Source organism: Rhodococcus sp. 06-462-5 (assembly GCF_002258315.1).
GTDB lineage: Bacteria > Actinomycetota > Actinomycetes > Mycobacteriales > Mycobacteriaceae > Rhodococcoides.
The window spans coordinates 34,873-50,561 of the sequence record NZ_NOYD01000060.1; the positions used below are offsets into that span (position 1 = coordinate 34,873).

At 61.9% G+C, this 15,689-nt stretch carries 13 protein-coding genes and 1 pseudogene; 2 read left to right on the top strand and 12 right to left on the bottom strand.

What is annotated here, in order from left to right:
• Nucleotides 1-183: 183 nt before the first annotated feature.
• The 12 genes and pseudogenes from CH251_RS26025 to CH251_RS26075 all read right to left on the bottom strand — a co-directional run bounded on the left by CH251_RS26025 (nt 184) and on the right by CH251_RS26075 (nt 14,140).
• On the bottom strand, nt 184-561 hold the full coding sequence (locus tag CH251_RS26025) for a hypothetical protein (RefSeq protein ID WP_015586192.1): 378 nt from the start codon (nt 559-561) through the stop codon (nt 184-186).
• Entirely contained in the window at nt 558-2,639 is a 2,082-nt protein-coding gene (locus CH251_RS26030) for a hypothetical protein (protein WP_139278551.1), read from the bottom strand. Before CH251_RS26030 ends, CH251_RS26025 begins: the two co-directional genes overlap by 4 nt.
• Nucleotides 2,636-4,555 (bottom strand): hypothetical protein, encoded by a 1,920-nt coding sequence (locus CH251_RS26035; protein ID WP_015586194.1) that lies wholly within the window; start codon nt 4,553-4,555, stop codon nt 2,636-2,638. The genes CH251_RS26030 and CH251_RS26035 overlap by 4 nt, the downstream gene beginning before the upstream one ends.
• Entirely contained in the window at nt 4,548-5,303 is a 756-nt protein-coding gene (locus tag CH251_RS28100; protein WP_230598334.1) for a site-specific integrase, read from the bottom strand. The genes CH251_RS26035 and CH251_RS28100 overlap by 8 nt, the downstream gene beginning before the upstream one ends.
• Before the next feature lie 294 nt (nt 5,304-5,597).
• Nucleotides 5,598-6,029: pseudogene (locus CH251_RS28330) on the bottom strand (site-specific integrase); the annotation flags it as partial.
• A 130-nt stretch (nt 6,030-6,159) separates the two neighbouring features.
• Nucleotides 6,160-8,064, bottom strand: a complete 1,905-nt coding sequence (locus CH251_RS26045) for a hypothetical protein (protein ID WP_015586196.1) — start codon at nt 8,062-8,064, stop codon at nt 6,160-6,162.
• Nucleotides 8,065-8,816: 752 nt separating this feature from the next.
• Nucleotides 8,817-9,551 carry a type 1 glutamine amidotransferase domain-containing protein gene (locus CH251_RS26050; protein WP_015586197.1) on the bottom strand — a complete coding sequence of 245 codons (735 nt, stop codon included), beginning with the start codon at nt 9,549-9,551 and terminating at the stop codon, nt 8,817-8,819.
• Nucleotides 9,548-10,555 carry a cupin domain-containing protein gene (locus CH251_RS26055; RefSeq protein ID WP_015586198.1) on the bottom strand — a complete coding sequence of 336 codons (1,008 nt, stop codon included), beginning with the start codon at nt 10,553-10,555 and terminating at the stop codon, nt 9,548-9,550. The genes CH251_RS26050 and CH251_RS26055 overlap by 4 nt, the downstream gene beginning before the upstream one ends.
• A complete protein-coding gene (locus CH251_RS26060) occupies nt 10,552-12,030 on the bottom strand; it encodes a pyridoxal-dependent decarboxylase (RefSeq protein WP_015586199.1) in 1,479 nt (492 codons plus the stop codon). Before CH251_RS26060 ends, CH251_RS26055 begins: the two co-directional genes overlap by 4 nt.
• Nucleotides 12,027-12,338: an antibiotic biosynthesis monooxygenase gene (locus tag CH251_RS26065; protein WP_015586200.1), complete on the bottom strand. Its 312-nt coding sequence runs from the start codon at nt 12,336-12,338 to the stop codon at nt 12,027-12,029. Before CH251_RS26065 ends, CH251_RS26060 begins: the two co-directional genes overlap by 4 nt.
• A gap of 22 nt (nt 12,339-12,360) precedes the next feature.
• Nucleotides 12,361-13,197 (bottom strand): hypothetical protein, encoded by an 837-nt coding sequence (locus CH251_RS26070; protein ID WP_015586201.1) that lies wholly within the window; start codon nt 13,195-13,197, stop codon nt 12,361-12,363.
• Entirely contained in the window at nt 13,148-14,140 is a 993-nt protein-coding gene (locus tag CH251_RS26075; RefSeq protein ID WP_230591638.1) for a DMT family transporter, read from the bottom strand. The genes CH251_RS26070 and CH251_RS26075 overlap by 50 nt, the downstream gene beginning before the upstream one ends.
• 92 nt (nt 14,141-14,232) lie before the next feature.
• On the opposite strand from CH251_RS26075, the gene CH251_RS26080 reads away from it, so the two are divergent.
• Together CH251_RS26080 and CH251_RS26085 are read left to right on the top strand one after the other, a co-directional pair.
• On the top strand, nt 14,233-15,090 hold the full coding sequence (locus CH251_RS26080; RefSeq protein WP_158514280.1) for a LysR family transcriptional regulator: 858 nt from the start codon (nt 14,233-14,235) through the stop codon (nt 15,088-15,090).
• Nucleotides 15,091-15,464: 374 nt separating this feature from the next.
• A complete protein-coding gene (locus CH251_RS26085) occupies nt 15,465-15,662 on the top strand; it encodes a hypothetical protein (RefSeq protein WP_032375875.1) in 198 nt (65 codons plus the stop codon).
• The last annotated feature ends 27 nt before the right edge of the window (nt 15,663-15,689 follow it).

The window sequence follows — 15,689 nt, forward strand, 5'->3', positions numbered from 1 at the left end:
TCGCCGGAGCTTCGAGGTGGGGTGAGATTGTCGCATTGGGCTCAAGGCTTCGCTCCATTCGCGTTGGCCACTGGCTTGCGTATCCGCCCGGGAAGCGTTTGGGCACGCGATATGTCAACCTGACCAGCGAGGTCACGGCTACGGCCGACGCGGATCGGAGTTGGGCTGGAGAAGGTGCCAGCTTCATCGAGGTCTGAGTGTGGTGACGCCGGACGTCTTATCGAGCTCCGCTGTCATCGCTGCGTTGTCGAGGGTGAGTTGACGGATTGCGTTCGCGTAGATCGCCACTAGCTTTTTCAGGTCGGAGTTATCGCGCCGCAGTCGAGCGAGATCGTCTGCTGCACTGTCTTTTCGGCTGACCTGTGTCGCTGCCCGACTCTTGTTTTGTTGCTGGAACCAGGTGATGAGGGCGGGATAGTTCCGGTAGAACGTCGCGTGGGTAATGCCGAGACGGTCCTCTACCGAGGTGACGGTTGCTCGACGCCCCGATGTTTCGCATTCGGTAAGCACGCCATCCATCGCGGCCTGGACTGCGGCGTCATCGGGGAGTGGTTTCTTCACGGTGCTGTGAGTGAAACGTTGTGCTCGTCGGTGAGGAATTCTGCGATTTCGGATCGTTTGAGTTGGAGGCGGTGACGAACATAGGGGCCCAGACGGACGGTGTCGGAGAGTTCGCGGTCGTAGGACTGCAGCGCTTCCTTCATCTGCTCGCGGTTGCCGGTGGTCAGTGCTGCGTTGCGGCAGCGCAGTGGTTGGCAGTCCGGCAGTGACGGTCCGTCTCGTCCGTCGCTTCGTCGGCAGAGCGCGCGGTCGGGGTTGTGGACGCAGGTCACGAATTCGCCTGGGTAGATGTGGGGGTCGTGACGTGCCATGTGGCGTTGCATTCGTTTGGGGTCGTTGATGACCGTGCCGTCGAATCGAACGTGACGCTCGAATTCAGCGAGCCGTCGTTCTGCCTCGGCGGCGGCGGGTCCGGTCAGACGGTGCAGATCCGGGTTGGTGATCAGGTCGGCGAGCTTGTCGCCGCGGGCGATGTCGTCTTCGGCTTCGTCGCGGAACCCCGACTGGGAGGTGCCGGCGTAGCCCTCGAACATCTGGACGCGCACGTGGCGATATTGCAGTGCCCCGGCGATGCTCCCGCCGGGGCGTCTCGCGATGTACCAGGCCAGGGTTCGCCGGAACTGTCGGCTGCTCAGCTTCCATGCCGCGCCATTGACCTCGGGAATCCGATCGCGGTGACCGAGTTTGCTGCTGAATTTGTCGATCCAACTTACGAAGTCGGCCAGGTCGCGGTTCGTGGCAGCGGTAGATTTCACATGGTTGGGCCGCGGGCTGCCGCTTCTTCTCGAGGTCGGGGGCAGCGCAAACAGGTATTTCTCCGTCGTGGGTTGCAACCGTTCCAGGACTGCAACTGCCCGTTGTGCAGGCGCGGTAACGACCCAGGTGGCGGCGACCCCGGTGGCCTGTCGTTCACCTTTGAACGCCACTCCGGTTATCCGGTGCCTTGCGACCTTTCCGGTGTCGTCCCGCCATACCGATACGCATCCTCGCTGTAGGTGTTTGACCTCGCTGTCCCGCATGCCGGAGAGGTAGATGATCACGATGTAGCAGGCGATGTACAGCATCCTGGTGAGTTCTTCGAGTTCCGCATATCGGATCCGTCCCCGCCAGAGTTGTCCGTCCAACAGTCCGTCGATCGGTGCCCGCAGGTAGGTGTCGTCGTCGATCCCGAGCTCGGCGACGGCAGCGATGATGACCGCGCCGGCGGGCCGGGTCGGGCCGACGACCGAGCGGCCGAGATTGGCTTCGCGGCGCAGGTGACTCAAATTCACCGTTCCTTGGTAGGCCGGAAGCGCGCGTCGTTCACCGCGATAGCGAGCTATTACCCGGGAGATCGCCGCGACGTTGGCCCGTGTGTCTGTCTGCGGCCCTCGGCGATCTTGTCCCGGCGCGGCCGGGGGTCTTTGCAGCGTGTGCCACTCTGCCCCGGCGCGGAGCACATCGGGTGCGAAATCGTCGACCCATCGCATGGCCCAGACCAGTAGCGGTGCGTGCACCTGCTCGGGTATGCGGGCGGTCTCGTTCTCGTGTCCGTGCTGGGAGTGTCCGGACCGGGGTGTATCGAGGGCGGCGGCCGGATCGAAGGTCAAAGGATCATCGAGGTGTGCACGGCAGAGCCACAGCAGCTGAAAGGCCCGCGGAAGGTGCGCTCTGCTTCCGTCGGTGAGGCGGAGCTCGTGCACATGCTGCTTGAAGGCCCGTAGGTCGTCGCGCGTGATCGCGGAGATCGAGCGTAGGCCACGGTTGTCGACCCAGCGCAGGACCGCACCCACTTGCCCGGACAGGTTTGCGACCGTGTCGATCGCCTTGATGCGTTCGCACCCGCGAGGACGATCCGCCCGGAGCAATGCGTAAGTAACCTGTTTCGCGACCTCGCGAAAACTCTTAGGAACATTGGTGAAGTCGATGGATATCTGCTTCTGGTGTTGTTGTCGCTGTGCGGGTCCCAGCCTCCACACCGTGTCCGAAAAGCGTGCCGTGTCTTCGAGTACCGCGCCCGGTCGCAAAGTTCGGTCCCCGAGCACCAGCGTTTCGGCAGATATCCGTGCTGGCCCGGGGTGGGGTGCTGGCAAGCTCATGCGAGTTCCTTCAATCCGTCGAGCAGGTCGGCGGGTAGGTCGTCAGGTTTCGCGGCGCGGGCCTGTTCCTGTTGCGCATCAGTAAATTTGGGAAGTATCAGGCGGGTGATGATCAGCCAAGTGACGCCGTGCCGACCACACCAATCGTCGATGTCGCGTTGGTCGAGATCACGTTGAAGCCAGTCGAGCAACGAGAAAAGGTGGGGGAGGTGGCGTTCGGTGACCAACGCGTTCGGGCAGCGCAGGCAGGTCAGGAAGGACACCCCACACACTCCGCCGCCGCTGAATGGGCTGTGCTCGAAGTCCAGACACGAACTCACCAAGGTGTCCAGTTCGCCGTCGACTGCGCGCCGGATCTGATCGACCGAAACACCCAGTCCGGCGGCGGTGCCAGTTGGATCCGACACGAATGCAGCCGCCCCAGTGGGTCCGAGAATTCTCCCACGGAAGGCATGAGCATTGTGTTCTGCCTCGTGGAGTGCTTCGGTGAGTACCTCATCGGCCCAGTCACGCACCCTAGGATCGCTACGCAGGTAGTGCAGAAATGACACATCCGGCGTGTTCGTTCTCGACGCAGACCTGAGATGCCCTCCGACAGCGCGTGTTCGACGCACTTCCACCGTGGTTTTCAGACGGTTCATCGACAACACCAACGGTTCCGCCCCCGGACCATTGCCGTCGGCTGTCAGACCATGCTGCGCAACCCACTTGCGATGCTCGAGCCATCGGCCAACCTGCAGATCGAAAGGGTCGATGTGACCGTTGGCTGCCGAGCGCGTCCGGATGAAGTCCGCTGTTCCTCGCATGTTGTCACGTGTCCAAATGGACCACACCCGTCGGCTACCGCTGAATGCTCTGCTACTGCTGGTCAACTCGTGGAGCAGTAGGAAGAAGCCGCCGGGGGTGTGCAGTCCGGAGTCGTTCGGGCCGCCCTCCCAGTGCACTGTTTCGCAGGTACGAGCCTTTCCTCGCCGGCGCTTGATCACGTTGACCGCTACCGCGCGATCCTCCAGAACGCGGTGCTCGGGCGAAAGCTCCTTGATTGTTTCGCTGTTACGGCCACTGAGTCCGACGCCCAGCACGAGCAGGGGCAGCACGTCGCGGGTCGTGAGAAATAGTTGACCGGCCTTCGTCAGCCATCCGGCCAGGTCGGTGACAGATCCGGAGACAGTGCTCGGGCGTTGCGGTGGTGTGACGGCACCGGTGCTCGCCATCTCCGCCAGATGCGCGGCTCGCTCGCGTTCTGCCGCTGAAAGCGTGTGCGGCTGCAGCTCGAACACGGACAGCAATCGCCGCGACGACCGCAGCCGCCCGCGAAGGGCAGCGACGTCCGAACGTGCCGCTGCCATGATCGCCATGAACTCGCGGTCCGAGTATCCGGGAGCCGCGCCGGCCCCGGGTCGGTGAGGTTCATGGAAGTCACCCGGTCGCGCTACGTATTCTGCGACCTCCCAGTGCAATCGGGTGACCGGCAGGTGGCGAAGTATCAGTTTCACTGCAGCCATCTGTTGGGTCACGCGCGTCGCAGTGGTTCTTTTGAGCTGCAGTGCGCGATAGTGCTCGAGATTCGCCACCGTCACTCGGTCCAAACAGACAGGCGGCTGTGGGAGATCGCCGAGGAACCTCAGGAAACGCTGCAGAGTGATCCACCCGTTGTCGGCACCCGAACGGGTGCGCACCTGACCCACCGGCCCGATTCGAGCCGCCCATGCGACAGCCAGATCGGCGTGAAGCTCAGGGCAGGGCAACCGCGCGAACGAATAGTGCGCTGTCCTGTTGTCCTCGCCGTAGAACCGCACAACCGGCGGGTCGCCTGCTGATTGCTCGGTGACATCGGGCTGGTAGTAGCCATCTGGATGCGGTGCCACGTGATGCAGTCCCGCACGGCGCACTTGGCCGTTGATCGGCTCAGACAACGCAATTGTCCGCGCAGGATAAGTCGGGGTCGACTCGCTTCTCGACAACGGTGGGCTCCCACCCGTCGGGGACCAACGCCACGCGCGTCTCCATCTCCAATTCCGAGAGGGTGTGCAGGTAGATCTGTGTCGTCTCGATCGAGCGATGCCCCAATCGAATGCGGATCCAGTTCAGCGGGTCGCCGAACACACGTTGGTACGTCTCGCGCTGAGGTCCCGACATCGGTGTCAGCTCCTTGATATGCCCGCGCCACAGTTGTTCGAGAGTGATCACGGCAAACGAATGCCGAAGCATGTGCGGATGACACCGGATCGGGACCTCGCGGCGCACACAGCGGCGGTTTGCTGTCTTGAACACTTCCTGCCACGCGGACGGCTTGCTCGGAAGACCGTCCTCGTTGATCCACAGGGCAATTGGCTCCAAGCCCTCGCGGCACTCGATGAAAGTACGGCGCCGCTCGTCGTGGGTGAGCTTGGCAGCGTCGACCCGTTCGCCGCCGATTCGAACGAACGGCCGAAGCCGATTGGCAACGATCAGCGGACTCCGAATCTGCTCGTACGCGCCGTTCGCCTGGGCCATCTCGATGGCTTCCGCCCGCTCTATCGCGATGTAGTTCCATACCTCGGTCAACGTCGACATCGGGAAGTAGATGTGGCGGGCCGATCCACCCTTGGCGATACTCCGCGGAAGCCACGATCGAACGTTCAACGTGCCCGCTACTGGGTGAGGGAATTCGAACACACTCAAGCTTGTCTGCTCGGACAACCGTAAACCGGTGCGAATCATCAGGTCGCAATAAGCCCCGTTCCGTGAGGCAAACCGTCCGCGGAACGCCGGATCCGGCAACCCTGCCATGTCGAAACCTCGGACACCTATATCGCGCCACCGCCGATACGTGGCCGGTGGGAGCCACGCGACGTCATTGACTCGGCCCCTGTGCGATGACTCTGCCGGTGTTTGACCGCGGGGTCTCCGTGGATCTCGGCTGCGAGATAGGCGCTGCACGAACGGGTTACATGCGGCGTGCCCGCGTACGACTGCCCAGCGATAGAACTGGTTCACCGTCGCTACCTCACGGTCCCACGTCGTAGCTTCTACTCGTGCGCCCGCCGGGTCGAGCAATCGCCAATGCTTGTACGCATCACGATCGCCTGGCGTTGCATCAGTCCATGATCTCTGGGATCGGTTGTCCCATAGGAATTTCAGGAACCGTTTCAGGTCGTACGCATACGCTGCCTGGGTGGTCGGCGGTGCGTTGATCAACTCCGTGGTGAAAAAGTCGTTCAGGCGTACGTCGTATCGTCCGGACGGATCGATCAGGTACGGAGTGCCATCCGGCGTTTTGCCGGTGTGAGGCAATCTGTCGAGATCCTCCGATTCAGCCCCCGGGTCGTTCACTGACCGAGGTATAGGCAACTGCTGACGAGTGAAAAACAGTCGCCAGCCCAATACGCCGGAACCCCCCGAATGCACAGCCGCAAGCTATCACCGATACCTGCGGACAAAGTTCAGAACCGCATAACGCCTCGATCACCAATGGTGCCCCGCCGACGCCGCCCAGCCCGTCGAGTAGCTACCGGAGCGGGGTGTTCGGGCTGGCCGATCAGTCTTGTTCTGTAATCGGTGTTTTCCGATGGGCAAGTGCGTTACTCATCAACGCATCCATCCATTCCCGTGTCATGTCCAAGCCTGAGTGGTTTTCCAGCAGTTCAGCGGCGGTAGCCGCCACCTTCTGTGAGAATAGAGCCAGAATGCTGATTGACTCGTGCGCCACCAGAGTCGTCACCACATTCAGTGCGTCACCACGCGCGCGTTGCAAGGCGTACGGCTCGTGAGCGTCGAGCTGCAAGTCCTTCAGGAGCTCTCTTGCGCCTTCCCAGTTAGGCTTTTTGTGGGCGTGCGCGTATGCGCCCAATACTCGATTCCAAGCCGACAGTCGACTCCACCCGGCGGTCTCTATCCACCGCTGGGGCTTGTTGTGTACGGATTTTTCAAGGCGCTGCGCTTTCTCCGGTTTCGTCCGGTGGACTCTTGATCGAGCGATTTGTTCGAGCGTGCATCGAAGCGAGGCCATCGCCCGGTCGTCGTCTTCCAACCACAGCCAGTATGCGGACCGCAACGTCGACGACACCAGAGCCAGTGGAGTCGATGCTGCTGGTAGCAGAGGACCGTTGCGTGTCCACAGAGCAGCAAGAGCTGCCAACTCGGCAACCACGATGTAGTTCGTCCCGCGCGAGGCCACCGAGTCAATGTTGAAATCGTCGCCTAGTTCGTCTCGCTCGGCGGCGAGGGCTCGTAGCGCAAACGATGCACTCGCCTGGCGATGAGCGCCGAAGGCTAAAGTCGCAAGCTCGTCGTCCCGATACAAGCGACCTGCGGGCCGATGATTCCAGGCCAGCGACTCGTACGTGGATCGTTGATCGTCTAGGTAGCGAACAAACACCGGCAAGAGGCCTTCATCGGGCGACAATGGCATGACTGTAGGCAATCTCGGCAGTACGAACGATGCCGAATAAGGGAGGGCATCATCTGGTGGTTCTTCACACGCGACGTCAGCCGACGGCCGTACGGCAAGGTTGATACTTGCTATCAACGTCACGGCGTCCTCGGGATCGCCCTGCCGATACAGGCCAGCAGCCGTCATGTACTGGATCTGGGTAAGGCTCAAGCTCAACGCGTCCGCTATGCAGTCCACCGCGCCGTATACGACACTTGGTACATCGAATCTGCTCAGGAGCGCGGCCGACTCCCACCACATGGCTTCCTCGAAGAGTCGCGCATGCATTATTTCGCTGAGAACGCCGTAGACGACGGCTGGGCATACTTCACGTCCGTTCGCCAGGACGACGTGCTTATGAGGTGCGGTTGGCTCCTCTGTGCTTGCGGAGCTGTCGTCGCCCTCGATATCTTGCGCAGTAGTCGGGTCTGCGTCGCCCTCGATGTTGGATGATTCCGGCGGTGCGCCAGGATTTGGCATGCGCTCGGCGTATGCGGTCCACGCACGCGCGATGAAGTCCTCCACTTTTTCAGACGGATGTTGCTCGACTCCGACGACAGGTGCCATGACCGCAGTCCATCGTTCGAGTTGTTGTCGGGCGATCGTGGCAGCGGCCACCACTTGTCCTGCGAGAAGCAGTCGGGTGGCCGCGACGCAGCTGTCCACTCCCCAACCGAGGTCGTGAGGCCATTTGCCATAATAGGCTGACGGTGCGCGATCCAAAGTGAGGTTCAGCTTGCGATGCGCGATATCCAGTATTGCTATCGGTGCCAGAAAAAGGATTGCTTCGAATCGGAATCCATCCGGCAGCTTCTCCGTGTTCTTCATCCTGACGTTGTGGCGCGCAATCAGAGTCTCGGCCAATCGATCGGGTCCAGATCCGCACATGCGCTCGTAATCGCGCACTTTGGTGCCGACTCGCCGTCCACGGTCATCTTTGCGCTTCGCTTTGCGTTCTGCGCTGCTCAGATGGTCCATATCGCCAGGCGACGGAATGCTTGCTCTGTCCATTCGTGCAGCCTACGAGGTCGAGCAATGCTAGGTCGCCGAATGCAGTCAGCCAGCTGTAGAGTGGTCCCAGCATGCACGACGCCTCCGGGGTGATTGAGGCGAGGTCTTGAATCGTTTTGGCCGGTGATCCGGGAAGTGCTATCGCAGGTATCGAAGCGGTCAATTCCGTAAGGTCTGCCGGGCAGCGGCGCGGCAGAATTGATGCGACAATAGGACTACTTAAAGTATCTGCCTTCTACTCTTCGCAGAGTTCGTTCTCATCGTTTGGAGGAATGGGTTGCTCAAGCGAAAAGGTGAATTACCTGCTATAATTGGTGGATGCCGGAAAAGCATCGGTAAATCTATTGAATGGAGGATCTATTTGAATCATGATAGATAAATTATACACCTTAGCGGCGATCATTGTTGCCGTGACAGAAGTAATTAAGGCAACAACGGGATTGGTTGTAGCAGCGTCTACATTGATCCCTTCGATATTAATGTTGATTTGCATTATTGCGGCGCTTTAATCGATGGAAAGACCCGTCACTCGACCTAGGGTGGCGGGTTTTCTGTATCTGTAATGTCGGTTTTCATGGTCGTGTTTTCGTTTCGGTCGGTCAGTGGTTAAGAATGCTGGTCGTGGCGACTTCGGCCAAGACGTCAATCCTGACAGACAGAATAGGCCTCTAAAATTCCAAATCCCACGCACGTTACAGCGTTCCGAGCAGTTCCATCCAGGGATAAAGCCGAGAGGTCAACCGGCCGGTGAACTAGCGAGTTCCTGAACGGGTAGTCGAACTGGAGTAGTTTGCGATACGTTGGGTCAGCTGTTCTGCGACCGCCTCGGTGGAGGCGGGGTTCTGTCCGGTGATGAGCGTGTCGGTGATTTCGATGTGCTGCTGCCACGGGTGTCCTGCGGTGTACGTGCCGCCCCGGCGCTGGATTTCCTGCTCGACGGTGAAGGGGAGCGTGCCGAGCAGTCCTACATCGGCTTCCTCTTGGTCCGAGAAACTCGTCATCGTCAGGGCTGCATACGGCCACGTTGCTCCGGATGCTGTGTCGGCAAGCAACGCCGCAGTTCCATGGCAGACCGTCGCGATCGGGGTCCCCTCCCGTCGGAGCGCGCGGAGAAACTCTCCAACGTGAGAGTTCTTGTGCAGGTCCACCACTGGCCCGTAGCCGCCGGGCACAAAGATCCCGTCGACGGTAGAGGGGTCAACCGTTTCGAGCGCGGCCGGCGCGCGCAAATTTTCGCTCAGACCGGATAGGTACGTTCTGTACCCGTCAGGGTCTGGGCTGTGAGGGGCGTGCATGCTGTCGGGCTCGACGTGCGCAGCGCCGCCGCCGGGTGTCGCGATGATCGTCCGTATGTTTGCGGCCGTGAAGATTCGATGGGCTGTGATGAACTCTTCGGCCCAGAAGCCGCATGGTTGAGTGGAGCCGTCATTGAGCGTCAGAATGTGGGCTTCGGACAGCAGGATCGTGATGGTCGACGTTGGTGTCACCGTTGTGCGTCTTTCTCTTCGCGGTAGAGACCGAGGGCGGTCATCGCGGGCGCGTCGTTGAACTCGAACAGCACGGCTGGAATGTCGGTGTCGTTGACGTAGCTGACAGTCGACCACGATGGAACGGCGAGGCTGTCTCCTTCGCTGCACCGGAACGGCTTTCCGTCGACGTGGATGGTGGACAACCCTTGTGCCCCGATCAAGACGGCGGAAGCGGTGCGCCGCATCGGTTGTGTTTGGATCCCTGCAGGTAGGAGTGTGAATGCAGCATCGATGACCGGTGTGACAGGGTCGTGGGTTCCTTCTGCGTGCAGGGTGTGTCGGTATGCGTGGTGCGGGTCGGCCTCGTGGGTCCGCTGTTGCTCACCGAGAGCGCGAAGTACGTTGTCCCACTTGTAGAGCAGCGGCTCGCTCAGGTTTCGGTGGTGTCTGTCTTGCGCGAAAATGTGGGGCTCGAGGTGGGTGTTGTCGGTGTGGAGCTCGAACTGTGTCGCGGCGAGGGCGGCGACGAGGGGGTCGTTGGTGCAATCCTGCCAGATGGCGGGGGAGTCGGTGGGGCTGTCGTTGCCGTGCTCATGCCATTCGCCGGCGGGGGTGATCACCACGTCGCGAGGCTCGAGATACATCTTGGTTCCACCGACGGCCGTCCATGCCCCGTCACCCTCGTGCATGTAGCGCAGGGCCGTCGGCGCGTGCCGATGCGGGGTCATACCTTCACCGCGGTTGATGATCTGCAGCCCCGAATAGAGATATCCGACGGCGGCCTCGCGGGCATGGCCCGGATTGGCGAGGGTCAGTACCCGTAGAGCTGCTCGGTCGCCCTTGACCATGTCGGCGGCCGCGATCGCGAGCGGTCGAAGCTCGGCATAACTCCAGTGCACGGCATGGGAGTCGGGGGCCGGGGCCCACGGCAAGTTCTCGTTGGCCGCGGACCACCGCCCGATGGCGGAGATTGCTGCCGCCTTCTCGTGCAGCATGGCCTCGGTGGAAATGGTGGTGGTCACGATGCAGGTACCTCCTGTTGGGTGACGGTCACTGAAGCGAGTGGTCGGGGTGTGCCGACGACGGCGTCGGCTGCCTCGGTAAGTTCGGCAACCAGTTGGTCGATGTGGTCGGCAGTGGTGTGGATGTTGCCGATGGACACTCGGATGACGTAGTGGCCGTCGAGCTCGGAGTGGGAGAGCAGCGTCCGGTGGGTGCTGTTGACGGTCTCGAGGATCTTCCGCGTCGCCTGTCCGTCGGCAGAGGAGATCCGGAGGCAGAGCAAGGGGAGCGGCGAATCGTTCGCGAGATGCCACCGCGGGTCTGCGGCAAGGGCGTCTCGCAGCCTCGTCGCCAGGGTGAGACTGTGTTCGAGTCGAGTTCGGATGCCTCGTATTCCGAAGGCGCGCAGGGTCCACCACAGTTTCAGAGCTCGGAATTGTCGCCCAAGGTTGAGGGTGTAATTCATGTAGTCGATACCGCCGGTGGTGTCGGTACGCAGGTATTCGGGAACCAGTGTGAAGGCGGCTTCGAGTGCTCCGGGGTGACGGCAGAACAGTGCCCCGCACTCCATAGGGGTGAAGAGCACTTTGTGTGGGTTGGCGACGAGAGAATCGGCGGCCGCGAGTGACGGAAGGACCTGCGCGATGGCCGGGGCTATGCGCCAGAAGCCTCCGTACGCGGCGTCGACGTGCAGCCACACTCGGTGGTCGCGGCACACGGCCGCAATCGCCTCGACCGGGTCGAGAGCACCTGAAGTGGTCGTACCGACGGTGGCGACAACAGCGATCGGTGTGTAACCGTCCGCGACGTCCGATCCAATGCGAGTCGACAGAGCAGCAGGATCGAGTTGGCCGCTAGCGTCGGTGGGTAGGCGTACGACATTGTCGAGCCCGATGCCGAGAGCGATCGCAGCTTTGTCGACCGACGAGTGGGCCTGGTCGGAGGCGTAGATCCGGCCGGGTTTCTGGCCGGATGTTCCGTGATGTCGAACCTCGGGCTGTGCCCGGTGGCGGGCGGTGGCCAACGCGTAGAACGTGCCCAGTGATGCACCGTCGACGAGCAGTGCGTCTGCGGCGGGGTAGTCGAGCAGTTCGGCGAGCCATCTGGTGACGGTGTCTTCGACGGCGGCAGCCGAGGGCGCGCTCTTCCACAACATGACGTTGACGTTCAATGCCGCAGCGGTCATCTCGGCGAGGATGGCCGGTCCGGAGGAACTGTTGCTGAAGTAGGCGTGGAATCGTGGATGGTTCCAGTGCGTCAAATGCGGAACGACGTTGTTCCAGGTGTCGTCGAGTATGTCGGCGAAATCTGTTGCCTCGGACGGCAGCTCGCTGTCGATCGCGTCGGCGACATCGGCCGCATCGGCCGGCGTCGTGACGGGCACGTCGTCGAGCGCGGCGAAGTGTCGACATATTCGATCGAGGGTGTCGGTGCCGAAGGCTTTGAGCTGCTCGGGAGTCCAGTCGCCAGTCGGCTTTGTTGGGTCGGGGGTCATTCGACGTCGACCGGCAGCTCGTGGGCGAAGACGACCTCGCGGGGGCGTTCGCAGTACCGGCGGTAGAAATCTTCGAGTAGTGGCGTCTCCGATTCGAGGAGGTGCGTGGCGTGCTCGGCGCTTTCCCAGGGGTAGGTCATCGTTACGCGTTGGGGGTCCGATGCGTGCTGGAAGAAGCGCGCGTGGCCCGCCCACCCCGGGTGGTGGTGTGCGTTGTCGTCGAGGAGTTCGTCCATTTCTTGCAGGACCGAGAGGGCGTTCTCGGCCGCTTCGGCGGTCAGGTGCCAGGTTTCGATGACGGTGATCATGAGAGGGCGAAGCCTTTCTGTTTCAGTTGCTCTGACCGGTGCTGTCGAAGTGCTCTTGCAGCAGTGAATCGCCGCCGGGGACGAATCGTTGGCAGATGAGTTGGTGGGCGCGCCGGTTCTCGGCCTGGCTCTTCCAGAGCCGTCGTGCGGAATCTGCTGCGACGCCGGGAAGTTCAGCCGTCTTGAGCGTTGTACGGACGATCTTGGCGCGGGTGAGCATCACGTCGTGATCCCGGTTGAACACGGCGGAGAACCCGGGTTCGAGCCAGGGCGGTTCCATGGAAGGCCGGACGAAGTCACGGTAGATCTCCGGTGAGAAATCGGACGCGTACCGCATGCTCTCGGTCGCCCCGGCGTAGAGAGTCCCTAGTTCGGTGAGTTGGTGGGCGAGAGTGGGCCACTGCTTGTTTGCAAGGCACTCCAGCACTGCCGCGAGCCGGCTGTTCATGGATATGACGAACAGGTGGAACAGGTGGTGGCCCTTCTTCCAGCGTGTGATCGCTTGTCGTGCAGAGTCGTTCGGAGCCTGCGGGGTGCGATTGTCCGCACTGTGGTCCGTCGGCGCTGCCAATTGGGAAGGATCTCGTTCCCGTGCGGACACGGCTGCTGCGGCGGAGGCATCGCCGACGACTACGGCCAGGGCGTCGAGTAGGCGGAGTCGTGAGTCGTTGTCCAGAGTGGACTGCGGCAGATCTGTGGTGATGGCGGTGACGACGGTCAGTGCGCTGACCGCCCACGCGTGCGGGTCGTTGCTGCGGGAGATCCTGAAGTAGGTGTCGTATTCGGCGCTGCGGGCGACAGGGATGGTGCTATCGGTGGGTAGGACGACTCGATCGATGCTCGTCGGAGATGGGGTCATGAAGGCCTCTTCCGTGGCTTGAAGTGGAGTCAGGGTGGTGGGGGTGTCGGGTTGCGGTCCAGACGGCTCCGACGACGACGGCGGCTCCGGCTAGTTGAATCCAGGTGGGTCGCTCGCTGAGGACAACGAATCCGAACGCGATAGCCAGCACAGGCTGCAGCAGGAGTAGGGCCGCGACGGTATTAGCCGCCAGCGATCGGGATCCCGAACTGATGAACAGCCAGGCGGCAACCTGTCCGAGCAAAGCGAGCGCGATCATCCATCCCCACGCGGCCGCGGAGATGTCGAGATCGAGGTCTCCGAGGCCTGCCGAGACAATGCCGGCAGTGACCGTTGCCGATGCGGTGGCCACACAGATCGGGGTGACCAGATGGCTGGGGCTTCGCTGGGTGGAGCGGCGGTTCAGGAACAGGTAGGCCGCGTACGCGGCACCGGCGGAGATTCCCAGGATGGACCCGCGGAGCGCGTTGTCGGCTCCTGTTCCGCCGATGAGTCCGCCGGCGAGTGCAACGCCGAGCAGCATGCAAGGCACCGCCATGAGGAATCGTCGGGGGATTGCGGTTCGATCGACGACGAGCGCGATCAGCGGCAGCACGACGACCTGGACATTGATAAGGACGGTGGCGATCGAGGCACCGACGTCGAGGATGCTCGCGGTCCACATCACGTAGTCCGCTCCGAGGAAGACTCCGGCACCAATGGCCATGGGATACAACCTCGTCGGCATTGCGCCGCGTCGGTGAAGTTCCCACAGCGCCATCGGAACGAGAGCCGCCAGCGCGATCAGACATCGTAGAAATGCCGCCGTCCCCGAGGTGACATCGGCGAGTTTGACGAAGGTTGCGGACAGTGACAGCGACGCGGCACCGGCGATGACCAGCGCCGCATTCCCGCCCACCCCCCGATCGGCGGCGTCAGCTCTCGGTATCGCGGTTCTGGTCACCTGGTCAAGGCAACCAGTTACAAACCGATAAGTCTACTAGCCAGTTCTACCGCTGAAACAGTAGTATCACTTATATGTTGTCGTGGGATCGGATGAAAGTTTTCGCCGCAGTAGCCGAACAAGGTTCGGTCACTCGAGCTGCAGAATCTTTACACCTCACCGGACCCGGAGTGTCGCAACACATCCGCAAGTTGGAGAAGGAAGCCGGCACCACCCTGGTCGAGAGAGAGGGAAGGTCGATACGGCTGACCCCCGCCGGTCGCGCACTGGCGACACGTGCGGCCGCCATGTCCGCTCTCGCCGAAGCCGCAGAAGACGACCTTGCCTCGATCGACACCGACGTTGCCGGAGCGCTGAGAGTAGGCGCGGTCGCAAGTGCATTACGTCGGCTGGTGGTCCCAGCTCTGGCAGACCTTGCTCGCACGTATCCACTGCTGCGCCCCGAGGTCGTCGACGGAGAAGGAATCGATTTGCTCGACCGCCTCCAGCACCGCACCCTCGATCTCGTCGTCTTCGAGTCCTGGGACCATCGGCCGGCGACGGTCCCCGCAGGTATCGACGTCCACACGCTCCACACCGAGGATGTACACCTCGCGGTACCGATCGAGGACAACCGTGAGATGGCAACCCTCTCCGGCGAAACGGAATCGATCTGGACGGTATGCCCATCAGGGTCGGATGCGCACTCCGCGCTCGTGCACGCATTGCGCGAAGCTGGAGTCGAACCGACGATCCGCTACGAGGTGTCCGACTACTCGACCCAACTGGCCCTCGTCGAAGCAGGTCTGGCCGTCGCGCTGGTTCCGGACACCGCGCGAGTCCGAACGGCCAGGGTGCGGTATCTGCCGACCGAGCCGGCCGTGACACGTTCGCTACGTGCGGCGAGCTCGACCCGAATCCCGGCAGTCGGCGCGCTCCTGAATGCGATGAACGTGATTCTCGCAGGCTGATTCCGCGGCCGATCTCACCCGTAACGCTCGGTTATCAGGACTGCTCAAAAGGTAACGGGCAGGCACATGACATCTGCGAAACAGGTTGTATGGCAGTGATTGTCAGGGCGCAGGTATGCGCTAGATCCGGGTTCACGGCCACCGGAGGCGGGGAGATCGAGAATGCTGAACGTCAGCAGGGCGACGGTGGTGGCCGAACACTGTCCGACACGCCCGTGGGATCAAGCTTCGTAGAATTCCCCTATTCGGGGAATTCTACGTTCCGTTCAAGACCTCCGCCATCGGTGCCATAATCGTTACGGTGCGGCGATGAACAGCATCACGCCCCATGAAATGACCCCACTCAGCCCGATTGCATCGGCAGGTTTGCTCGGATGAGCGGCGACGACGTGCTGAACTTCTGCTCCCTGGTAGTGGCAGTCACTGCCGTTATAGCGATCCGTTCCTTCACGGAGTTCCGATCCAAGCGGGTCACGATAGCCGTCTTCCTCGCGGTGTTTCTGCTCTTCAGGTTCGGTGTTCCTCGTCTTACGCCGTTCATCGGATGGCTGCTCGGTTTGTCCGCCGAGTAACGGTGGGGGCGGACGTGCAGAGGTGGC